The sequence below is a fragment of the Methanolinea mesophila genome (assembly GCF_017873855.1).
In the GTDB taxonomy this organism is placed as follows: domain Archaea; phylum Halobacteriota; class Methanomicrobia; order Methanomicrobiales; family Methanospirillaceae; genus Methanolinea_B; species Methanolinea_B mesophila.
This window is the reverse complement of the sequence record NZ_JAGGKR010000001.1, coordinates 1,909,464-1,930,754: the sequence shown is the minus strand read 5'-3', so window position 1 is coordinate 1,930,754 and position 21,291 is coordinate 1,909,464. Positions and strand designations below refer to the sequence as shown.

At 55.6% G+C, this 21,291-nt stretch carries 27 protein-coding genes and 3 tRNA genes; 17 read left to right on the top strand and 13 right to left on the bottom strand.

Annotated features, from left to right (window positions below):
* The first annotated feature begins 7 nt into the window (after positions 1–7).
* Positions 8–577 carry an aldolase gene (locus tag J2741_RS09150; protein WP_209674966.1) on the top strand — a complete coding sequence of 190 codons (570 nt, stop codon included), beginning with the start codon at positions 8–10 and terminating at the stop codon, positions 575–577.
* A complete protein-coding gene (locus tag J2741_RS09145) occupies positions 528–899 on the top strand; it encodes a hypothetical protein (protein ID WP_209675691.1) in 372 nt (123 codons plus the stop codon). Before J2741_RS09150 ends, J2741_RS09145 begins: the two co-directional genes overlap by 50 nt.
* A gap of 392 nt (positions 900–1,291) precedes the next feature.
* Here J2741_RS09145 and J2741_RS09140 read toward each other — a convergent pair.
* The 6 genes from J2741_RS09140 to J2741_RS09115 all read right to left on the bottom strand — a co-directional run bounded on the left by J2741_RS09140 (position 1,292) and on the right by J2741_RS09115 (position 3,853).
* Positions 1,292–1,363 (bottom strand) — tRNA-Ala (locus tag J2741_RS09140).
* A 122-nt stretch (positions 1,364–1,485) separates the two neighbouring features.
* Positions 1,486–1,557 (bottom strand) — tRNA-Ala (locus tag J2741_RS09135).
* A gap of 10 nt (positions 1,558–1,567) precedes the next feature.
* Entirely contained in the window at positions 1,568–2,578 is a 1,011-nt protein-coding gene (locus J2741_RS09130) for a transcription initiation factor IIB (RefSeq protein ID WP_209674965.1), read from the bottom strand.
* A gap of 12 nt (positions 2,579–2,590) precedes the next feature.
* Positions 2,591–2,707, bottom strand: coding sequence for an H/ACA ribonucleoprotein complex subunit GAR1 (locus J2741_RS13130; RefSeq protein ID WP_394357419.1), 117 nt, complete (start codon positions 2,705–2,707; stop codon positions 2,591–2,593).
* A gap of 226 nt (positions 2,708–2,933) precedes the next feature.
* Positions 2,934–3,587 carry a histidinol phosphate phosphatase domain-containing protein gene (locus J2741_RS09120; protein WP_209674963.1) on the bottom strand — a complete coding sequence of 218 codons (654 nt, stop codon included), beginning with the start codon at positions 3,585–3,587 and terminating at the stop codon, positions 2,934–2,936.
* Positions 3,584–3,853, bottom strand: coding sequence for a signal recognition particle subunit SRP19/SEC65 family protein (locus J2741_RS09115; RefSeq protein WP_209674962.1), 270 nt, complete (start codon positions 3,851–3,853; stop codon positions 3,584–3,586). Before J2741_RS09115 ends, J2741_RS09120 begins: the two co-directional genes overlap by 4 nt.
* 54 nt (positions 3,854–3,907) lie before the next feature.
* Here J2741_RS09115 and hypB point away from each other — a divergent pair, with 54 nt between their 5' ends.
* The 3 genes from hypB to J2741_RS09100 all read left to right on the top strand — a co-directional run bounded on the left by hypB (position 3,908) and on the right by J2741_RS09100 (position 6,235).
* Complete coding sequence (gene hypB, locus J2741_RS09110; protein WP_209674961.1) at positions 3,908–4,555, top strand: hydrogenase nickel incorporation protein HypB; 648 nt, start codon at positions 3,908–3,910, stop codon at positions 4,553–4,555.
* Between the two features lie 95 nt (positions 4,556–4,650).
* A complete protein-coding gene (locus tag J2741_RS09105) occupies positions 4,651–5,028 on the top strand; it encodes a 30S ribosomal protein S8e (RefSeq protein ID WP_209674960.1) in 378 nt (125 codons plus the stop codon).
* A gap of 739 nt (positions 5,029–5,767) precedes the next feature.
* Positions 5,768–6,235 (top strand): DUF2240 family protein, encoded by a 468-nt coding sequence (locus tag J2741_RS09100; RefSeq protein WP_209674959.1) that lies wholly within the window; start codon positions 5,768–5,770, stop codon positions 6,233–6,235.
* Positions 6,236–6,246: 11 nt separating this feature from the next.
* Here the strand turns inward: J2741_RS09100 and J2741_RS09095 are convergent, their stop codons facing one another.
* Positions 6,247–6,651 carry a 30S ribosomal protein S6e gene (locus J2741_RS09095; RefSeq protein WP_209674958.1) on the bottom strand — a complete coding sequence of 135 codons (405 nt, stop codon included), beginning with the start codon at positions 6,649–6,651 and terminating at the stop codon, positions 6,247–6,249.
* Positions 6,652–6,783: 132 nt separating this feature from the next.
* Entirely contained in the window at positions 6,784–8,562 is a 1,779-nt protein-coding gene (gene infB / locus J2741_RS09090) for a translation initiation factor IF-2 (protein ID WP_209674957.1), read from the bottom strand.
* Positions 8,563–8,793: 231 nt separating this feature from the next.
* Between infB and J2741_RS09085 the strand changes: the two genes are divergently transcribed.
* Both J2741_RS09085 and J2741_RS09080 read left to right on the top strand, forming a co-directional pair.
* Positions 8,794–8,866: transfer RNA gene (locus tag J2741_RS09085), tRNA-His, on the top strand.
* A gap of 464 nt (positions 8,867–9,330) precedes the next feature.
* Positions 9,331–9,648 carry a DUF2769 domain-containing protein gene (locus tag J2741_RS09080; RefSeq protein ID WP_209674956.1) on the top strand — a complete coding sequence of 106 codons (318 nt, stop codon included), beginning with the start codon at positions 9,331–9,333 and terminating at the stop codon, positions 9,646–9,648.
* A gap of 9 nt (positions 9,649–9,657) precedes the next feature.
* On the opposite strand, the gene arcC is transcribed toward J2741_RS09080, so the two are convergent.
* On the bottom strand, positions 9,658–10,608 hold the full coding sequence (arcC, locus tag J2741_RS09075; RefSeq protein ID WP_209674955.1) for a carbamate kinase: 951 nt from the start codon (positions 10,606–10,608) through the stop codon (positions 9,658–9,660).
* A gap of 341 nt (positions 10,609–10,949) precedes the next feature.
* Here arcC and J2741_RS09070 point away from each other — a divergent pair, with 341 nt between their 5' ends.
* The gene (locus tag J2741_RS09070) at positions 10,950–11,597 is read left to right on the top strand and encodes a hypothetical protein (protein ID WP_209674954.1); all 648 of its coding nucleotides are present in this window, start codon (positions 10,950–10,952) and stop codon (positions 11,595–11,597) included.
* A gap of 175 nt (positions 11,598–11,772) precedes the next feature.
* Here J2741_RS09070 and J2741_RS09065 read toward each other — a convergent pair whose 3' ends face one another.
* Positions 11,773–13,098, bottom strand: coding sequence for an STAS domain-containing protein (locus J2741_RS09065; RefSeq protein WP_245249470.1), 1,326 nt, complete (start codon positions 13,096–13,098; stop codon positions 11,773–11,775).
* Between the two features lie 107 nt (positions 13,099–13,205).
* On the opposite strand from J2741_RS09065, the gene msrB reads away from it, so the two are divergent.
* Together msrB and J2741_RS09055 are read left to right on the top strand one after the other, a co-directional pair.
* Positions 13,206–13,667 (top strand): peptide-methionine (R)-S-oxide reductase MsrB, encoded by a 462-nt coding sequence (gene msrB / locus J2741_RS09060; RefSeq protein WP_209674953.1) that lies wholly within the window; start codon positions 13,206–13,208, stop codon positions 13,665–13,667.
* Positions 13,660–14,367: a hypothetical protein gene (locus J2741_RS09055; protein ID WP_209674952.1), complete on the top strand. Its 708-nt coding sequence runs from the start codon at positions 13,660–13,662 to the stop codon at positions 14,365–14,367. The genes msrB and J2741_RS09055 overlap by 8 nt, the downstream gene beginning before the upstream one ends.
* Here J2741_RS09055 and J2741_RS09050 read toward each other — a convergent pair.
* Together J2741_RS09050 and J2741_RS09045 are read right to left on the bottom strand one after the other, a co-directional pair.
* Complete coding sequence (locus J2741_RS09050) at positions 14,348–14,905, bottom strand: class I SAM-dependent methyltransferase (RefSeq protein ID WP_209674951.1); 558 nt, start codon at positions 14,903–14,905, stop codon at positions 14,348–14,350. The two genes, J2741_RS09055 and J2741_RS09050, sit on opposite strands and share 20 nt — an antisense overlap.
* A 13-nt stretch (positions 14,906–14,918) precedes the next feature.
* A complete protein-coding gene (locus J2741_RS09045; protein WP_209674950.1) occupies positions 14,919–15,791 on the bottom strand; it encodes a DUF4097 family beta strand repeat-containing protein in 873 nt (290 codons plus the stop codon).
* Between the two features lie 136 nt (positions 15,792–15,927).
* Between J2741_RS09045 and J2741_RS09040 the strand changes: the two genes are divergently transcribed.
* The 7 genes from J2741_RS09040 to J2741_RS09010 all read left to right on the top strand — a co-directional run bounded on the left by J2741_RS09040 (position 15,928) and on the right by J2741_RS09010 (position 20,892).
* Positions 15,928–16,191: a hypothetical protein gene (locus tag J2741_RS09040; protein WP_209674949.1), complete on the top strand. Its 264-nt coding sequence runs from the start codon at positions 15,928–15,930 to the stop codon at positions 16,189–16,191.
* A gap of 46 nt (positions 16,192–16,237) precedes the next feature.
* A complete protein-coding gene (locus tag J2741_RS09035; RefSeq protein WP_209674948.1) occupies positions 16,238–17,398 on the top strand; it encodes a DUF362 domain-containing protein in 1,161 nt (386 codons plus the stop codon).
* A 423-nt stretch (positions 17,399–17,821) separates the two neighbouring features.
* The gene (locus J2741_RS09030) at positions 17,822–18,286 is read left to right on the top strand and encodes a hypothetical protein (protein WP_209674947.1); all 465 of its coding nucleotides are present in this window, start codon (positions 17,822–17,824) and stop codon (positions 18,284–18,286) included.
* A gap of 9 nt (positions 18,287–18,295) precedes the next feature.
* The gene (locus J2741_RS09025) at positions 18,296–19,081 is read left to right on the top strand and encodes a lamin tail domain-containing protein (RefSeq protein ID WP_209674946.1); all 786 of its coding nucleotides are present in this window, start codon (positions 18,296–18,298) and stop codon (positions 19,079–19,081) included.
* A gap of 170 nt (positions 19,082–19,251) precedes the next feature.
* Positions 19,252–20,058, top strand: coding sequence for a PEGA domain-containing protein (locus J2741_RS09020; protein ID WP_209674945.1), 807 nt, complete (start codon positions 19,252–19,254; stop codon positions 20,056–20,058).
* A 45-nt stretch (positions 20,059–20,103) separates the two neighbouring features.
* Positions 20,104–20,280 (top strand): hypothetical protein, encoded by a 177-nt coding sequence (locus J2741_RS09015; protein WP_209675688.1) that lies wholly within the window; start codon positions 20,104–20,106, stop codon positions 20,278–20,280.
* Between the two features lie 159 nt (positions 20,281–20,439).
* On the top strand, positions 20,440–20,892 hold the full coding sequence (locus tag J2741_RS09010) for a hypothetical protein (protein WP_209674944.1): 453 nt from the start codon (positions 20,440–20,442) through the stop codon (positions 20,890–20,892).
* A gap of 171 nt (positions 20,893–21,063) precedes the next feature.
* On the opposite strand, the gene J2741_RS09005 is transcribed toward J2741_RS09010, so the two are convergent.
* Positions 21,064–21,258, bottom strand: a complete 195-nt coding sequence (locus J2741_RS09005; protein WP_209674943.1) for a hypothetical protein — start codon at positions 21,256–21,258, stop codon at positions 21,064–21,066.
* Between the last annotated feature and the right edge of the window lie 33 nt (positions 21,259–21,291).

Here is a 21,291-nt window from a genome sequence, read left to right as displayed (position 1 = left end):
CGGAGAAATGCACGAGAGTGAGTTTGCGCGGATCGGGGCGAGACTCCGGAGCGAAGGCCTTGTAAACGCGAATTTCGGGAACATAAGCGTCCGGGATGTTAGCGGGTTTTTCATCACCAGCGCCGGGGCATACCTGGATTGCCCGGGAAAGGTGGTGCAGGTGCCGTTCGAGGGGCCGGTGCCGGCGGACGCTTCGAGCGAGTACCGGGCGCACCGGGAGGTTTACCGTGCCACCCGGCACTCCGCGTTAGTGCATGCCCATCCACCTCACGCGGTCGCGGCCTCGCTGGTTACAGACGAGGTAGTCCCGCGGGACAGCGAAGGGGTGATGTTCTGCCCTGTGATCTCGGTAGTCGAAGGAAAACCCGGTTCGGACGAGATCGGCAGGAACGTTGCGGAAGCGCTCCGGCTTGCGAATATAGTGCTCGTGAAAGGCCACGGTACATTTGCCGCAGGGAGGGGTCTCGATGAAGCGTACATCCTCACCTCTCTTGTCGAGCACAGCTGCAGGGTGCTATGGCAGCTGGGTGCGTTTCACCAGCCTCGCCCTGAAAGTTCCCCGCCCCCGGGAGATTGATATTCTCGCCCCGACGATACTTAGGGAGGAGCACACGAGCAATATGGGATATCTGGATGAGAAGATCTCGAGGCTTACACCTGACCAGCAGAAGGAGGTAGAAGATTACATCGACTTTCTCCTGGAGCGCGGGAGGCAGCACTCCGGCCTGCCGTCAAGACCTCCCGCACCGGATATTATCATTGCCCGGGAGACCGGGCATCACGAAGAGATCGTACCCTTAACAGATGTTTTTACGACACAGGAGAAGACCCTGATCCCCGAGTCACAGATCCGGAGAGAGAGCGGTAAGAAATCCGACCTCCTCGACTGGGTGGATTAAAAGGTATTATTCCTAACTCATCCGGGAAGCTCCACCCTTATTTCCCGCCGGGGGGCATTCATCCTTCAAATTTTTTTTGCTCATCAGAAGGGCTCCGCTTTTTCCATCCGAGGGGCCCTGCCCCTTCGAACCCCGTTACCCATCCGGGGGCTTCGCTCCTCGACCCCCAATCGTGACTGGCTTCACACCGAAAAAAGCACACATTCGGATGAAGTGAAAACCATGAAAACCATGAAAATCATGAGAAACGATGGACTCGACGGGATTCGAACCCCTTTTCCCATCCGGGGGCTTCGCCCCTCGACCCCCAATCGTGACTGGCTTCACACCGAAAAAAGCACACATTCGGATGAAGTGAAAACCGTGAAAACCATGAAAATCATGAGAAACGATGGACTCGACGGGATTCGAACCCGTGGCCTTCACGTTGCAAACGTGACGATCTACCCCTGATCTACGAGCCCTCTCCTATCTAATTTTTTCCGTGACGATATATCTCTTGCTGAATGGATCGGTGTTATGCAGAGGTAAGAATATGAAAGAATTTGGATACCAGACCGTGAAAAAAGTTTTAAGATAAAAACGATGGACTTGGCGGGATTCGAACCCGCGGCCTTTACGTTGCGAACGTAACGATCTACCCCTGATCTACAAGCCCGAAAACGAGATCAGAGAATGATCTCGATATCTAATTTCTCTGCCAGTTCCTTATATCTGTTCCTTATTGTGACCTCGGTCACCCCTGCTACCTCGGCGACTTCCCGCTGGGTACGCCGTTCTCCGCCGAGAATTGACGAGATATAGATCGCCGCCGCAGCGACACCGGTGGGGCCGCGCCCGCTGGTCAGTTCGCGCTCGCCGGCCTGGCGGAGGATCTCCACCGCCCGGCTCTGCACCTCCCCCTTGAGGTTTAGACCGGAGCAGAAACGGGGCACGTAATCGATAGGCGAGGTGGGCAGGAGTTTGAGTCCCAGCTCGCGGGATATGAACCGGTAGGTCCTTCCGATCTCTTTCCGGGATACCCGCGATACCTCGGCAATCTCGTCAAGGGTCCGGGGCACGCTGCACTGGCGGCATGCGGCGTAAAGGGCGGCGGCAGCGACCCCCTCGATACTCCTTCCACGGATCAGGTTCTTGTCCACTGCATCGCGGTAGACCACCGCGGCAGTTTCCCTGACGTTCCGGGGAAGACCGAGCGCCGATGCCATCCGGTCCAGCTCGCTCAGAGCGAATGCAAGGTTCCGCTCCGTTGCGTTGCTTACCCGGATCCTGCGCTGCCACTTCCGCAGCCGGTAGAGCTGGGCACGGTTTTTGCTGGAGATTGCCCGACCATACGAGTCCCGGTTCCTCCAGTCGATCATGGTCGAAAGCCCTTTGTCATGGATGGTGAAGGTCATGGGAGCGCCCACCCTGGAACGCTTCATGCGCTGATCGTGATCGAATGCCCTCCACTCGGGCCCGCGGTCGATGAAATCGTCGTCTATGACAAGGCCGCAGCTCTGGCACACCAGTTCGGCCCTCTCGTAGTCATGCACCAGCTGCCTGCTGCCGCACTCGGGGCAGACGGTCTCGGTGTGATCTTCCGCCTTCTTCTCGTGCTCTTTTACCCTCTCTTTGAGCCGGGCTTTGAGTGCCTCTCTCTCAGTCTGGAGGATTTTGAGTTTTTCGACTTCCTGCATGGTTGATTCTCCTTATTTTATGAACAGTTTCTCGCCTTCCAGCCTCTCGCACTGACCCCTGCAGAGCACGGCAGCATAAGGGGCGGATACGTTCCCGAAGATCTCGATGATCTTCCCCACGGGTTTCATGCGGCGGTCGATAACCTCGCCATACAATTTGGGTAGTTGTGCAGGATCGCACCGCACAACAAGGATGCGTGACCCGACAGTATGAAGTGTATTACCAATTACCTTCACAAGATAACCCCGTCAACAAACCTCTCACCTGAGGAACAGGCAGAGTGAGATGTTTAGTAATCTATATATATTGTTGATAAGTCTATAAAAAGATATCGATAAGGTATAAATATTATTTTTACTCCGGGAAAATTTTCTCAATATTTAAAGAGATTGCGCGGGAGGCCTCTTCATTCTTAAGTCCCGATCCGGTGGCTATGATGAATTTCGCGCGCTTGTCGAGGAGATCATGTGGAGCATGCGCGTCCGAGTTCACCACGAGCGTGCACCCTGCTTCACGTGCGACCCGGGCCACGTGGCCGTTGGTCCTGTTGTGCCCTCCGCGGGAGGTCAGCTCGACCATGACACCGTTTTCCTTCGCAAGTTCAGCCTCCTCGGAGGTAAGAAGACCGGGATGCGCAAGGATATCAACCTCACTGCACCCGCAGGCCGCGAGATTGGTCCCTTCCGCCACGGGTTCGACGGTAGTTTCGCCATGGACCACCACCACCTGGGCTCCCGCCTTCCTTGCCATCCCGGCAAGGAGGGAGATCTCCCGGGGCGGGACATGAGTAAGTTCCACGCCGGTCAGGAGCCTCACCCCGAAATGCTCCGCAGATTCCCTGATCTTTTCAATCGTCGATACCAGCGTGTCGATATTGGAACGATCCGCATGATCCGTGATAGCGACCGTGGTGTACCCAAGTACCGCCATACGACGGATCAGTTCGGTGGGTAGAAGTTCCCCGTCGGTGAGTGTCGTGTGGGTATGGAGATCGTACTGGACAGTCATTTCCTTTCCAGCCTCGATGCAACGGTCTTCAACAGCTGCTCCTTGCTCTTGTCCCATGTCACCACGAGCCTTCCTTCTTTTTTCCACCAGTAGGAAGGGTGATGTTTCTGTTCGGGACGGCACACAAGCCCGCTCTTCTTTGCCGCCTTCTCGAGATCCGCAAGAGTGGGCTCTTTTACCGCTCTTCCGCGGGAGACTCTTCTCCCTTCCTGCCGCATCAACGCTGCGTTAAAATAACAGGGATAGAGAATACGCTCGTTCTTCATCGGAGTAATGTTTGATGGTGAATCTATAAACAGTGTAGCATCGAAGTAGTACGTATGCATCATGTCGACGTCAGGATAGAGAAAGACATATACGACGTCAATAACCGGATCGCAGATGAAAATGCGAGACTATTGAAAGAACACGGGGTCAGGGCGTTCGATCTCCTTGGAGCCATCGGGTCGGGAAAGACGGCACTCATCGAGCGTCTCGCCCCCCTTCTGTCAGCGCGCGGCGTGCGGGCCGGGGCTATCGCAGGGGATGTGTACGGAGACGACGACTTCAAGCGGATCGTTGCAATGGGCATCCCCGCGGTGAATGCCAATACGGGAAAAGAATGTCATCTCGACGCTCACCTGGTGGAACATGCGCTGGAATCGCTCCCGCTCGATGATCTGGACCTGGTCTTCATCGAAAATGTAGGGAATATGGTGTGCCCGACCGATTTCCGGCTTGGTGCAGAGAAAAGGATCGTAGTAGTCAGCTCCACCGAAGGGGACGACGTGGTGAACAAGCACCCCATGATGTTCCGGGAATGCCACATCGGAGTTATCAATAAAGTGGACCTTGCCCCTCTTGTCGGTGCGGATCTCTCCAGGATGGAAGCGGATATGCGCAGATACAACCCTTCCATGAAGATCTTCAGGACGAATCTCAAAACCGGCGAAGGAGTGTCCCCGCTGCTCGATGCCATTCTGTCATGAAAAGGCGAGGGTTATTTAAAGCGTGGGATCCAATATTAAGAGCACTCTGATGGGGAACACTCCCGGCAGAATACTTCAGTGAAAGGGGATAAAAGATGCTTTGGCAGGGAAGATCGGTAAGACAGTCAACAGGAGGGCGTTACAGGCCCTTCAGGGGCAAGCGGCGTGCGGAGATCGGATCCGCGCCAACGGACACGCACATCGGAGACGAGCGGATACGGATCGTCAAAACCTTCGGCGGCAATCGTAAAATCCGCGTTGTCCGGGAAAACATCGCAAGTGTGGCGGACCCCAAATCCGGGACCATAAAGCGGGCAAAGATCGAAACTGTAGAACAGAACGGGGCCAATCCCAACTATGTGAGGAGAAATCTTCTTACCAAGGGAGCAATAATCAGGACGGAGCTCGGAAGGGCCCGCATCGTGAGCAGGCCCGGACAGGATGGCGTGATAAACGCGGTTCTCCTGGAATAAGTTCTGCAAAATATTCCTTTTTAAAAATTGTGAAGATCCTGTTTCTTCACTTTTATTTATGATATGGAACGTTTTCAGACGTTCATTCCCTAAAAACTATTATCAAAAGCCGTATCCTTTTTTAGTAGGAGGAGGATACACCGGATACGGCTTTTGTCGAAATTACTTATTACATGTCAATGGTAAATAAGTTACGGTCAATACCAAATATCGTTCCCCGTACAGGGAGCGAATCCGGATAAAAAAGGGATTATTTTCGAATTGAACGAGTTTAAAATAAAGATTTTTATATTCTGATTCAGTTGTATTTCTTTTTCCTGGGAGCCGGTACCACAAATTCGCTGATTGCCGGAGATAGGGGTTATATTGGCCTGGGTAATGAGACGGAAATTATTGCCCCGGGTATACCCGGGAGAACCACGCACCCTTTATGCCTCGGGTTCAATAACACCCGGCCTTCCGGGATTCTCCCTACATGCATTCCAAGAGGTCCATTACTACGAGGGTAACGATTCTCCGCAACCGCAATCCTGCCGTATTTCAGAGATTAGTCCGGCACGGGACCGTCGCGATACTATTCTCTGGTCCCGTTGCAGGTCACCTGGCAATCAGGGGTGCCTCACCCCCTGTTTTGAAAAATTAGTGAATGATTATGATGAGGGAACGTGAGAATTATACCATACTGAAATTTCGCCCTTAATCCCGTGACAGCCCGGGGCGTCTTCTTCGAGGAGCAGATATGAGCCTTTCAATCACTATCGCTGCACCCTTCCGCCACACGAGAAAAGAGAGGCTGAAAAAGAATGAGATCGTGTATTATCTCGCATTCGACAGGAAATGGATGAGCATAGACCAGGCAAACCAGGTCATCCAGAAAGCCCTCGAAGAGGGCCTTATCGCCTTCGAGGGCGAAATGATAGTCCCGCTTTTCGTGGTGGATCAGGTGGACATCCCATTGGGATTCAAGCCGTCTTCCTCCATGTTCAGCCGGTCGGATGCACTGCAGGAGTTACTGAAACGTATGGCCGCGGGCACGGGCCAGCCGGTCACCGGTGTCGTCTCCCAGATGAACGATCTCATTCACCAGCAGTTCGACGGCAAATTGAGACCCCAGGCAGCGATCGTAATCCTTGCGAGGAAGTACGACATACCCTTCGAAGACCTCCTCCCCGCACTTCGTGAACAAATGCTGAAAAACGAGAGTTAGTGGAAATATTTCTATTCTTTCTTCGGTTCTTCGACAGGTTTCGCGAAGTGTTCTTCAAGGGGCTTTTCGCCGTATTTTGTCACGCTGGCATTGATCTGCACGAAATCCGCGGTTATCTCGTTCCCTCTGATGGACTTTCTCCGTCTCTGACCGTCCATGACAGGGTTGAACCCTACTCCTCCTGCGAGCAGGATCCTGCGTCTTCCTGCCACGGGGAGGTTCTTCTTGGCGGGAGTTCCGTTCCTGTCGGATGCACCGGTCAGCTCGATCTTGTATCCCGAGAGTCCCAGGGCGCCCGCATCGATCTCGTCGCCGAGTTTCTTCCCGATAATTCCACCGGCAGCGCCCCCGCTCACATCAATATTGTAGGCGCGCCCCGTCTTACGGTCGGATAAGACCACTTTAAATTCTACCATAACTTTGTTGCTCCTGATTTCCCGAAGGATAACTCCAGAAACGTTCTATCCGGGGGCTGCGTGAGCGGCCTCATCGCGGGAGATCTATCGCTGGAGAAGTACCTATAAAATTGGACGAGGATACTATTAAAACTACTTTCCCCAGAAGGGATCCTCCTTCCTCTTCAGGGCGGTAAATTCCGCAAGGACCTCCTGGGTGCTTATGGGGAGATGGGATAACATCTCCATTTCCAGCACCTTAACATGTTTTTCTGGAATGTCTACCAGCAGGTCGTCCTCGACATTGATCTGCCTTCCCACGGTGGCCCCTTCGATCGAGATCGCCACCTCAGCACCTGCGTCCGCTTCTCTTATGTTCTCCTGGTTCTGCTGCATCGACTTCAGGTGTCCGACCCGTTTTCCTTCCCTGGTCGCCAGGTACACTCCCGTGCGAAGGGTCCCCCCGAGCACCCGTACCCCCACCACCGCGGGGTTGCTCTGACGGAAGACACAATGGGGGAGGATACGTATTTTTGCAGGCATGACGATCTGTTCAAACTTCTGCTGTTCGGTTTTCCGTTTCAGTTCGTCGCGCCATTCAACGTAATCCTCGACCAGCTTGTAGATCACCCTGCCTTCGAAGAGCCGGACCATTGAATAGGAGGGGTCCCTGAGAAGTTCGGCCGCATCGGGGAGCACCGGGGTGCTGAATGCGAGAAGAGCCCTGTAAAATGGATTTTTTATTGTTTCGGCCTCTATTACGTCATGGCGACTGAGCGGACCCACCTCGGCCCTCATGATACCTATGTTCAGGTTCTCCAGCTCCTTGGAGAGTGCCTCCAGGGCGCCGATAGTGTCCGCCTTTACCACCAGCCCTTCGGGAGAGAGGTGGACATTGATCTCTTCCATCTCTTTCCTGATCTTTTCGATCACCGGGCCGGGCTCTCCTGCGACGACCTGGACCGGGGATCCTGCGATCGCTCCTTCAAGGTTGGGCGCCGAGACCTTGATCCCCGAAGCCGCAACGACCGATTTTACCCTTTCGAAACGGTCTTCGACGAGGATCTCCTTCATGGGCCGCGGTTTTAAGAGCGCCCTCACCTTCGTGATGACTACGCCTCCCTGGGTGGCGACCGCGATATCGTCGCCCACGGCGATAGTGCCGTCGTACAGGATCAGGTCAAGGGTGAGTCCCAGGCCCTTCTCCTCTTTTACCTCCAGGATAGTACCGGTTCCAGGCCCATCCACCGAAAATTCAAGAGCCTCTTCCATATATCGCTGGGCCAGCCCGATCATCACCATGAGGAGTTCTGCGATGCCCTCCCCGGTATGTGCGCTCACAGGGACGATAGCAAGATTTCTCCGGAAATCACTCACCCGGTCGAAACGTTCGGCCGAAAAACCGAGATCCGAGAGGTTTCCGACCAGTTCATAGACCTTCTTTTCCAGGAGATCTCTGACCCTGTCGTTCTGCATCGAGAACGATTTCAAGAACGGTTCGTCCTTGTTGACCTTCCATCCGTGGAGCCTGTCGATCTTGGTCGCGGCGATGACGAAGGGGGTCTTATAATTACGCAGGATCTGGAGCGCTTCGATAGTCTGGGGTTGGAATCCCTGGTTAATGTCCACCACCACGATTGCCATATCCGCAAGCGCCCCACCTCTCGCACGAAGCGTGGTAAATGCGTGATGTCCGGGAGTGTCGATAAAAAGCAGACCGGGAACCGAGAGCGCGAGCTTCTCGAGCCCCCCGCTCATCCGTTTTATCGCGTCGATCGGCACAATGGTCGCTCCGATGTGCTGGGTAATCGCCCCGTCCTCGGTGCTCACTACGGATGATCCCCGGATGCGATCGAGCAGAGACGTTTTGCCGTGATCCACGTGGCCAAGCACACACACGATCGGAGTCCGGATATTGTTCTGTTTTGCCATTTTTTTCATCCCCGGAATCATCGCGATTAGGTTTCTTCTCAGGAATAATCCCGTGTTTTCTATATTGAACGAATATGTTCGCCCGGATGGGCGGATGACATTTATCAAACGTCGATCCGATTCGCCATTTCTGCTATCTATTTGCAGGATATGGTCTTAATAATCTCCCCGGGATCCGTACAATGCAGATATATTAATGAATGTACGGGTCAAATGAAAAAGGGTACATCTGCCAGGGTGGGGTAGTTGGTTATCCTAGGGGACTGTGGATCCCCCGACCCGGGTTCGAGTCTCGGCCCTGGCCTTCTCCTGATTTTACGGAATTTAAAGCCTCCGGCATCGAGTTCAGGTCCGCGACATCCGGCGATCAGGGCTGATCCGTGGACCTGCCGGGGGCGTGTACGGTCTGGTTTACCCGTCGACCATCGGGCCTTCGCACCGGGGGCAGCGGACAAGATAACAGGGCGATTCCGGCGGCTGCTTCATTTCAAACCCACATCGGGTGCATTTGCACCGGTGATATCCCGGCCCCTGATGGGGGGGAGGGGGTATTCCGGATCTCTTTTCCGGATCTTCGGGCCTCATACAACTCCATTCCACGGTCTTTCCAGATAAAGATGTTTTCCTGCCCAAAACCGGGAATCTCCACTGCCGCATTTTTCGAATTTTCAAATAATTTCCGGATAATGATCCATCTTGTAATGTTCGGGAAATCTGAGATAACTCTAAATATCCACTGGCGGTATTACTCGGCAGGGTGAAGACAGGATGGACAGGTTTGAAGAGATAATGCATGCGATGATGAAGATGCCCCCCGACCAGCTGGCCGCGAAGATCGGGGAACTGAAGAGGACGTGTAACTGCCCCGGTTGCCCGACGTATAACCGCTGCGCGAATGAGGCGAAAGAGATACTCTTCTGCTCCAATGGAAAGAGTTTCATGTGCATCGATACTGAAAAAGAATGTATCTGCCCAAAATGCCCGGTTTTCGCTCAACTTGGCCTGAAATACAATCACTTCTGCACCAGGGGCGCGGAGAAGGCCCAGAGGTTCGAACATACCCTCTGGGGCGCCAGGATGATATAAAGAGACGTTCTAGTTATCTTCCCCTGATATCACGGTACCGGCGTCCTCCTTCATTGCCCGCGAAGCCGATTCGAGCGATGAGATTATCACCCGTTTCCCCCCTCCCGCGATAAACCGGAGCGCAGACTCGATCTTCGGTCCCATGCTTCCCGATGGAAACTGTCCCTCATGCAAATATTTCCGGGCCTCATGAGGGGTCAAACGGCCAAGACTTACCTGGTCCGGTTTTCCATAATGAAGATACACACAGGGGACGTCGGTCAGGATAAGGAGTGTGTCCGCCCCGATGAGATTCCCCATGAGGGCAGCGACGTGATCCTTATCGATCACCGCCTCGACACCGATGTATTCCCCTTTTCCTGAGTCCATCACCGGGATTCCCCCGCCCCCGCACGCAATCACGATGATTCCTTCATCGTAAATCTCCTTTATCGCCTTCTCCTCGAGGATCCTGACCGGTTCTGGTGAAGGGACCAGTCGCCGGAATCCTCTGCCGCTGTCATTCCCGATCGCCCACCCATTCTCTTCACGAAGCCTTTTGGCCTCCATTGCAGTATAAAAAGGTCCTATTGGCTTTGACGGACTGATAAAGGCCGGGTCATCCCGGTCTACCTGCGTCCGGGTCAGAATCGTTGCCACCGGAATATGAAGATCCCGGGAATGGAGTTCGTTCTGCAGACTATGCTGGAGCATATACCCGATCATTCCCTGGGACTGCGCTCCGCAGACGTCGAGCGGCATCGGAGGGAGCGTTCCCTTCGCAAGTTCGTAGGCGAGGAGAATATCCCCGACCTGGGGTCCGTTTCCGTGAGTGACTGCAACGCGGTATCCTTCCCGGACCATCTCCGCAAGATGACGGCAGGTCACCCGGACATTTTCAAACTGTTCTGCAGCGGTCCCTTCTTCCCTGTGTTTAAGGATCGCATTCCCTCCAAGCGCGATCAGTACGTTCTCTTTCATCTGTTCACCCGCGACGGGATATTCATCGATTATCTCCTAGAGAAGAACCGCAATTAATACTTGCGGCGCACCGGGCCACCGGACTTCCGATCGTGAACGGGTATCGCATGCTGACCGGAAGTACGATCCTCCCTGCCATCAGCGGCTACGCCGGTGCATCTGCTCTTCATGCGGGTAACCCTCTCACGCGGCTCAAAGGGGACCCCGGTCCCCCATGCCTACCTGTCTGTCTTCCCCGCGGCTTAATACGAACCGGAAATATCGATAAATTTCCCATTCAGCGGCATTTTGTTTGCCCTTTCGGGGAAAGATTTAAGCGTTGCAACATTCTTCACTCTTTTATGATACGGATCATACCCGCTGGCGCCTGTGCGTGCCTGCTCATCATCCTGCTGGCATTCTGTGGCTGTACCGGGGTGCCGGGCTATTCCACGCCTACCCCCACCCCTACACCCTCTGCCCCCCAGACCGAGGTCCAGACGACGATAGTAACACCCACTCCTGCCTACCAGGATGCCGATTTCCTGCTGGTCTATCAGGCATCAAGGCCGAGAATCACGGATCTCTCGGGGAAGGTCGACATTGCGCTGGCAAAGATCCAGGGGGTATCCGTGGTTTCTCCCACGTGGTCGGCACTCTCCTCCAAGTCGGGCGATCTCGCGAATGCCATCACCAATGACAGCAGGAATTTGTCGATGTACTCAAACTTCCAGGATCCCGCAAATACACGGCTCCAGAGTTCTTACCTTGGATTTCTCTCGAAGCTGAACGACGTGGCCACCGACCTGCGCGATGGTGCCAAGAGTGCCGAAAATAATGATTTCAACTCAGCACTCGCCTCGTTCGAAGCCGCACAGACCGGACTTGATTCGATTACCTATACCCCGACCAACGACCAGATGGCGGTCATCGAGGAGATGAAGATCCACCTGAACCGGGTCATCGGCGTGGTTAAACAAAAGATCGCAAATGCGGGAGCAGCCACTTAAATATAATTTTTTCGCCGGTTGTCCGATTGCCCGGGTCGTCGATTCTTTTTCTTTCTGTTAGGGTGACGTCACCGCCATGTGCCGAGAATGCAGCGAGATGCGGCTGCGTCTGGGCCTGACCACTCTCCCCACTCGCAGCGGGCATGGAGGAATTCCCTGGCCTTCCAGGGTTCATTCATTCCAGGGAGATATTGGAAATGTAGGCGATGCCCGCCTTCATCCTCCGGAGACGGGTAGATTCCAGGAGGTGCCGCATATCAACGAATTTTCCTTCTCTCACGATCTTCTTCACCTGGTTTCCCAGGTGTGCATTCGGATCCCAGGGAATATCCCGGAAGACTACCCCGTGGTTGTGAAGTGCCAGACGCTCCCTTCGCTCCCCGCTATACCTTACCGGGGAGAGTGCGAGAACTGCCCGGGGGTCGAATGAGGACAGGTCCGCCTCCTGGTCTATGCCAAACCCGAAACTGACCAGAGTATCACCCTGGCACCTGGGAATTGTATCATGGTCCATCCATTCCGGCGCAAAGCCCGGTTCGTCGATGGTATGGCCGTCAGGGAAACCCGCCGAGGCGAGCGGTGCCTTCTTTACCCCGGAACTCTGCATCCCCGCGAGAACACCCCAGATCACCAGGGCGATCACCCCTGTATCCCTCTTCTTTCGTTCCCTGGCAAATTCAAATAACTCGCGATACACCTCGTGGATCGAGACCCCTTCCTCCCGATCGGTCTCAATCGTGATAACCTCGTGGAACTGCCCGTTCAGAATCACCGAAAAACCCGAATAAAGCCTTACATTTCCCGTATCCTGCACAGGAGTGAAGAAGTCCGGAGTATTATTCCCGTCTGTCGGGAGCCAGACCATCGTCCCGTGAAGGGTGATCATCTCGCCCAGGAGGGGGAGTGCATCGTCGACCGTGGCACCCAGGGCTCCCAGTCCCAGCGAATACTCGGATTCGGAGAAACTCAGGATATGAATGTCTTCTTTTCTGATTTTTGCCCGGAGGACATCATCGATATGGCCCACAACCCTTAACCCGGCGACGTTCGGCTTCCCAGGCTCGATACTCAGTTTCAGGTCTCCGCGGACGGAGGCCGGGTTCATCAGTTCCATCAGCAGGTCGTCGCGGTCCGTGGTCTTCCTGGCGGAGGCCACGGCTTCTTCCAGGGTGGGGTAAAGGGAGAACACCGAGGAAAATCCTGCCATATCCAAAACCTGGCGGGGGTACTGCCCGACCCTCGCAAGGGCGAGGATCCCACCTCTTTCTTTGAGTTTTTTCCTGTATTCGAGCAGGATCCTGATCCCCCCGCTGCTCAGGTAGGGGACCTCTCCCAGATCGATAACCACCGAAGTATCGTCGTCCTGAAGTGAACTCTTCAGGGTCTCCTCAAGTTTTTCGGCCCCGAATGCGTCCAGTCTCCCCCTGCACCTGATCACAAGGACTCCTTTGATCCGCTCGGTTTCCCGTTCCATTGATGCACCGATCCTCCAGTACATCATCTTCACCCCGGTGCATAAAATAACAGGGTTTTTTCATCGCACACCCGGGGCTGAAGAGCTATTTCATATAGAAGAGATCTCCTGTAGTGATCATCAGAGGTGTACGTATGCCCCAGTCTGGAACAGATAAGGTGTTAATTTTCGAACCTCGAGGAGAGAAATTCGAAGAAGTTCCCCGGATCGTAAAAACCGATGAAGAGTGGCGGGCGGTACTCACTGAGGAATCCTACCGGGTCGCACGAAAAAAAGGGACCGAACCGCCATTTACCGGTAAATATCATAACTTCCATGGAAAAGGGATCTACCGGTGTATATGCTGCGGGACCGCGCTCTTCAGGTCCGATACCAAGTTCGAATCGGGGACTGGATGGCCAAGTTTCTGGGCCCCCATCGACGGACATAACATCCGTACGGCGCCGGATACCAGCCTTTTTATGACAAGGACCGAGGTCTTGTGTGCCCGGTGCGGAGCACACCTCGGACACGTCTTCGACGACGGGCCTCCGCCGACCCACCAGCGGTTCTGCATGAACTCCGCGTCCCTGAACTTTGACCCGGACCATGCGTAATGCAGGCCGTGCAGGGAGAAAAACCAATCCGGCGGGTGACAGGTATACCGTCTCCCTCGATCTCAGGGAGACGCCCTGGTGGCCGCAGCTCTGCACCACCGCAAGGGAGGTCGGAATACGTTTCGGGCTTGGATCAAAGGTGGTAGGAACGCCTCACATAACCCTTTACGGGCCCTTTACGCTCAGGGCCGGTGTTTCGCCGGGCCGCGTCCGGGCAGGGATCGCCGCCGCGGCGAAAGGCCACGATTCCCTCGAATTCGCTATTTCCGGCTGGAAAAGGTTGAAAAGCCGCGGACTTTCCGAGGTCATCGCTCACGACGTGATCGCTTCGCCGGGATTTGCGGATTTTTATTGTGCGATTGTCCGCGAACTCTCGGGCCTGACGGTAACCCACAAATGGCAGGACCGCCACCCGGACCCGGGTTACCTCCATATTTCGGTTATCCTCGGGCTCTATTATCAGGCGAGGGTTGAAGATATCTGGCAGGCCCTGATCGGCGACGCGGGGATAGCGCCGCTCGTACTTACGGCGAACGCATCGAATGTAAGCCTGAAAGGAACTTTCCGGACCTGGATTTTCGACCTGTCCAGGCAGAGATGGCTTCACCGCTATTCGGGAGAGACCCTTTCGGTAACACCCGGTAAGTGCGAAGAAAAATGTGGCGGAACGAATTCAGGCACTAGGGAAGCCGGGCAATGATCAGGTAATGCCAGGGGCCACTATCCTCACAGGACATAATATCAAACCCCTGTTCGGTGATCAGGGATTTCGCCTGTTCGGGGGAGAGCCGGATCTTGTACGGAGGGCCGAACGACATCTGCACTTTCTTCCAGTCCAGATCGACCAGGCGTCCTTTGCCCGGGATAAGCATCGTTCCCGCATTCCGGATCACTGTCCCGGGATCCCTGAAGTCATGGAGGTCTATTCCGAAGAACACGAAATCTGCGCATCCTGCGCAGGGTACGACCTCTTCTCCTTCACCTTCAAGGACGGTTATATTGTCCAGGCCGGATGAGCGTGCCCGGGCCTCCAGGCGGTCCAGGGCAGACCGGTTTACATCGATACCGAATACCTTCCCCTTTCGGCCGACTATCCGTGCGGCCGGGATTGCGAAGAATCCCTCGCCGCATCCCACATCCATGAACGTATCCCCTTCTTCGAGGCCGATCCTTACGAGCAGTTCTTCCGGGTTCTGCCAGCGGCGGCGGCCTTCTTCATCGTGGTAGTTGTGCTGCATGGTATACACCGCTTCAGGCCGACCGTAGGATGATATTCCCGTTCGTGGTACTTACGGCCAGTTTCGGCCCCCCGCTTCCGAGGACTCCGGTCATATGACTGCCCAGGCCGGATACCCCCGAGAGGGTAACACCTTCGAAGAGGATCTGCCCGTTCGTGGTTGAGAGGTCGACATTGGCATTGAATATTTCAGGTATCACGATAGTGACCGGGGAGTTCGAGGAACTGATGGAGAGCGGAGATGTAAGGTCCTTCTCCAGTCTGAGGCTCACCGCACCGTTGGTGGTGGAGATCAAGACCGGTTCTCCGCTCATATCACCCAAAGTTCCGCTGATCGGTCCGTTGGTCGTGTGCAGGAACGCGATTTTCCCCACGTTATTGATCACAATTCTGCCGTTGGTGGTGCTCCCGCGTACTGTCCCGTTCCAGTCCGAGAGGTACAGGTATCCGTTTGTAGACCCCACCGTTCCGTCTCCCGTGACACCCGACGCGTCGATATTCCCATTGGTCGTATCCACCTTTACCACGGACACTGTGGTGGGGACGAGGATCCGGTAGGATACGGACACTCTCGCACCCGGGGGTGAAAATCTCGTGATCACAGACGATTCGGTGCCGTTTTGCACCTCGATGGTTGCCCTGTCGAGCTCGCCCTGCCCGTACAGGCTGCTTTTCACCGCATCCACCACCAGGGTCCTGTCGGGGGATCCCGAGATCGCGATATTTCCGTTGAGATTATGCACTTCCAGGGTGGCACCGGGGGGGAGATCGTATGCCCCGTGGAACTCCTCCTGAACCATGCCACCGCCCGGGATGGACGGGGAGGTGCATCCTGCAAAAAATACCATTCCAATCCCAAGAAGACCGAGCAGAAATAAACCTCGCATGAAAAGAGATTACCTATGTACTCTGTTATCAAATCTCTGCTCCCTATGCGCTGCAGGGTGCAGTACCGCCGCTCCTGCGGGATGTCTGAGGGATAACGCTAATCACCGATCGTACCCACGGATCAATAGGAACCTCATGCACTCCTGTGTAACCCATGCACTTTCAAACCTGCGGGGGGGAATTATCGGCGTGCTCATTTACCTCGTTATCTCGGGGGTCCTGCTATTCGTTGCATTCATGGCCGCGTTTGGAAACGACACCCCCGCCAGCAGGATGATACTGCAGACGGTTGATATCTATTTCCTTGTCGCCAACCCGCTGTGGGCCGTGCCCCTCGCTTATTTTACGGGAGGCTGCCTGATTACCCCGGGGGAGGGGAATTGTGCTCCCTCCGAGTGATGAATCCGGATATCCATGTTCAACCGGTGACACCCCCCTTCATCGGGTGAGCATCGTTTCCTGCCCCCTCTACCGACCCGGGGAGGTAACTGAAGCGGTCCGGCGGGCTGTCGACCTCCTCGGGGGGATCGGCCGGTTCATTCCCGCAGGGTCGCAGGTAATGCTAAAACCGAACCTGCTCCAGGGATTGCCCCCCGAGCGAGCCGTTGCAACCCACCCGGAGGTGATCAGGGCCGTAGCACTCCTGCTTATACAGGCGGGGGCCACGGTCACCCTGGCCGACAGCCCGGGTGGCGGGATACGATATACCTCCGGAAACCTGCGTCACGCATACGATGCAGCGGGTTACGCCCGCGTCGCAGAGGAACTGGGATTCACCCTCAATTTCTCCCCGGGTTATTCGGTCAGGTCCCATCCCGACGGGGAGGTCGTGAAGCAGTTTCCCCTCATAGACCCTGTACTCGGGGCCGATACTATCGTTTCGGTGTCCAAGGCAAAGGGGCATATCCTCACCCTGCTCACCGGGGCGACAAAAAACCTTTTCGGCGTGATTCCGGGCCTGGAAAAACCGGTCTTCCACGCACGTTTCCCCGAACCGGAGCGGTTCGCCGGAATGCTGCTTGACCTTCACGCACTTCTCCGCCCGGCCCTTCATATCGTCGATGCGGTGGTCGGGATGGAGGGGGACGGCCCGACGGGAGGGGACCCCCGCCAGGTAGGGGTGATCCTTGCCGGGACCAACGCGGTTGCTGTTGACTACGTACTGTGCCGTGTGCTGGGAATGGAGCCTCTGGATGTCCCGGTTATCCGTGCTGCAGTTGCGCGGGGCTGGTTGGATGAAAAGGGGGCTGATATCGCCGTGCTCGGGGAACCGCTGGAACATGTCAAGGTCAGGAATTTCAAAAAGCCGTCCACATACCGGGGGGAAGGGAAAGGAATCCGGGAAAAGAGGTTTTTGAGGGCCCTTTACACGCTGGGGAGGGTGTATGCCATGAGACCGCGTACGGTCCGGCACCGGTGCACCTGCTGCGGAAAATGTGCTGCCATTTGTCCTGCCGGGGCCATTCGGATAGAGCGCGGGGGGGCGGTGATCGATCTCTCTCGGTGCATCAGATGTTATTGCTGTCACGAGATGTGCACCGACAACGCCATCATGCTGGAACAGGGGATAGCGGGCAAGGTCATGGCTAAAATTATCAGGGCATGACTCCTGGGGACAGGGAATCCCGATCAACAGGGGGATTTGCTCGATTCCATACGGAGAATTTTACAGGGAATGTACTTCACCCTGATCTATGCCGCAAGAGACCAGAGGTACGATACCGCCGTAGTAGGTATGAAACGATCAGGGACACGGCAAAGCCCTTCCATGCCCCGGCAGGATCCGGGGGATGTGCCGGGGAAGGGGAACCATATCCGAAATATAGACCCATAAATACCGCATATCACACTTTGTGGGCCTACTGGTTTTCTATTGTAACAGTTCAGGAACCACCGCCAGCTCCGTGGAAGATGGCGGCTCCAAGTGTTATCCGGGCCGGCTCCCGGTTCGAAAGGAGGGCAGGGGTCATTGAACCCGGGCTATCCGGTGATTTTTTAAACCCTGAAACGGGTATACTCTAGCGGTACAATGATGAAAGATAAACTGCTCCTGATCCTCGCCCTGGCGGCATTTTCTCTCGTCCCCCTGGTCCAGGTCGTCACCGCCGACACCCTGGATCAGGGTGCGGGCGCTGTGGCGGATTGGAATAGCTACTCCATGAACCAGGGTTCTTCCCTGCTCTCCGGAACGGACTGGATCTTCGGACCGGTAACCCCCTCTCCGACCCCGGCGAACGGCTCATTCTGGTTCCCGGCCGGCGAAAAGTTTAACCGCACCCCTCTGCCGAAGAGACCGGATATGAATTATTCGGCATTTTATTCTTTGATTAAACGGGATGGAAGCGGCTTTATCCTCCCATCGCCCTATCCTACTCCCAAGGTCGTTCCCACATGGACCCGTCCGACAGAGAGGCCGATGCCCACCTGGACGATCCCCACGCCGAGACCGATGCCGACCTTTTCGCTTCCCTCCTCCACCGGACGGTTATGGTGAGGGCCTTCGATGAAGGATAAAATTCTCCTGGTACTCGCCCTGATGGTTTTTTCCCTCTGCCCGGCCGCAGAGGTCGTCACCGCGGATACTATTGGCGAGACCGCAGGTGCATCCACAGGATGGAACACCCTCTTCGCAGGAGCGGGATCTCCGTCCCTCACCGGAACCGACTGGATCTTCGGACCGGTAACCCCGTCACCTACTCCTTCGAACGGCACCTACTGGTTCCCGGGAGGAGAAAAGTTCCCCCGCCCCCCGCTGCCGCAAAGGCCGGAGATGAATTATTCGGCATTTTATTCTCTGATTAAACGGGATGGAAGCGGCTTTATCCTCCCATCGCCCTATCCGACCCCGACGGTCACTCCCCTGCAGACACCTCCCACTCCAAGACCTTTCCCGACCTGGACGATCCCCGTCCCCGGAAGCATCCCCACCACGGCACCCACGGTGTCCCCCTCCCCGGCGGAGACCTCCGTCCCCTCCGGAGATGTCGTCCTGACCGACCTTAGCCTGGCGCAGGAATATGTCAGGATCCGGAATAACGGGCATGAGCGTATCGATCTGACAGGCTGGAGGCTCTGCGACAGGGCCGGGCGCTGTATCACTTTCATCGAATGGGAAAACGGCTTCCGGTTCGAACTGCTGCCGTTTTCAACGCTCACGATATATTCCAACCAGACCGGAAGTCCCAGCTCCACGAGGTTATACTGGCCAGACGAGATGTGGAATGACCGCGGAGATACCGCCCGCCTGTATAACGCGGACGGGATACTGGTAAGTTCTATAACCCGGTAACCCCGGACTTTTTTTTCTCCGAGGATATTGTACAGGTATAGGTCCGGTCTACACGATCATATACCACAGATTCATTTTCTTCAACTATCCGCGGGCATCCGGGAGAACTATTCCCAGACCAGTTATCCACCCGGAAATAGGTTTATCCCCCGGGGGTACAAGAGGAGACTATGAAATCGTGCGACATTACGGCCAGGATTGGTATTTCACTGATCTTCGTCTGTGCACTGATATCCGGGGGGTTCGTGGTTCCGGCCTCCGCGGCAGACCTCTACGCGACCATCGGAGACACCATCCCCCTGAACGGAACTGCATTGCTGGTCGATACCGTGTACATGTACATGACCGGCCCCGGGGTCCCCGCAAACGGAGCCAGGATGGATAACAGCAATGCCGCGGTGATTACCGGTGACCCTTCAACCTTCACCCAGGTCCCGGTAAACGATGATACATGGGTGTTTTCGTGGAACACAGGGAGAGTTACCGGAGGACTCGCCGAAGGCATCTACACGGTGTATGTCGCGACGGCGCCTGCCGCGGCGAACGACCTCTCGGGTGTGAAGTACTCCGATATCCAGATCGCACTCAAAAAGGCGGTCACCACAGGAAGTCTTGCGATCTCGTCCTCACCGGTTGATGCACAGGTGAGCCTCAACGGGAGGTACGTGGGAAACACCCCGTTGACAGCCACCGATCTCGCTCCCGGGGAATACCGGGTCCTGCTCGAACTCCAGGGATATCAGTCCGCAGAGGGAGATGTCAGCGTTGCAGCAGGGCAGACGGCCACGTATTCTGCGTCTCTCGAACCGATCGTCACCACAGGCACGTCGATATCGGGAACAACGCCCGTCACCCCATCCCCGCCGGCCACGAGTCCCGTCACCTCTCCTTCTCCTACAACCGCACCTATACCCTGGATACTGGCCATTCTCTCCATCGGACTGGTTATTTTGGGAAGATCGTCCGGAAAGACATGAAGCCCGGACCGGGTGGATACACTTATGGCATGGTAACCCGAAACGATGAATAGAGGTGAGTACGACATGTGCACCGTTGGTGGCCCGGTAGATATCGATATCCCTCCGGAGAGGGTAAAGGGAAAGAACTACAAGTGCCGGGAATGCGGAGAGAAGTTCAAGGGCGTGGGAAAACGGCCGATGTGCCCCTCATGCCAGTCCGAAGACGTCGAAGAAGTCTGAGGAGTCTATTGCCGGTTCCGGCGTACATCCGAGATATGGATCAGGGACATGAGCGTCTTTTTTCTCCCCGCCATTCATACCCGGATTACACCTGCGTGGTAGAGCATCGAACTCCAGGGGCCGTTAAAAGTATATTCAAGAAGTCCCTATTCACCTCCCATGAAACGCGGTGTACTAATCCTGACAGGATTGATCGTCCTCGCACTTCTGGGGGCAGGGTGTACCCAGGCACCTCCCCAGACGTCCACGCCCACTCCGACTCCGACCCCGCTTCCCCCCACCCCGGCGGTCACGCTGACCACCGAACCGACCGACGTAGTCCCCGCAGGACAGAGCGTGCTCATCGAAGTAAGCCGGGGGACGCTCTCCTTCGATCCCGTAATTACCGTGGTGTACCGGGGAGGGACCGGGATCAACCTTCTCTCGGGGCTCGAGGTGAAGGTCACCAGGTCGGACGGCACGGTAGGTACTGCGGCACTAAGCGAACCGAACATTGGTGATTCCGTCGATGTGCTTGGTTCCACCGGCAAGGACCGGGTGGAGGTCTGGGCGGTCATGAAAGACGGTAATACCTACAAAATTTACGACCAGGTGCTGGAATTCAGGAAATAAGCACCTTTTTCCCTGAAATGGGATCGGGGCGGTCTTCGCATAACAGAACGCTGCGGTGAATTTTCCCGACCCGGTGCGACCCCGGAGAAACCGGGGGTCCCGTGAGGTCCCCGCATAGCCCTACCCAAAAAAACGTCCGTTCCGGTATCCCGCCGGATAATCAGACGGATTTCATACCTTCGAGACTATCCTGCGTCCGTCCACGTCGAGTGCATAGTTTTTTGGATTGTCGAGCAGGTCAAGGGCATTTATCTTCATGTCGATGAGTTCCGAATAGCTGAAAAACAGGGTCTTCGATTCGGTACCCGACTGCCACATCACGTGGATCCCGTCCTCTCGCTTCAGTCCTGAAAGTATCTCCTTCATGGTAGTCGAAAATAGTAACAGGTTCTCATTAAA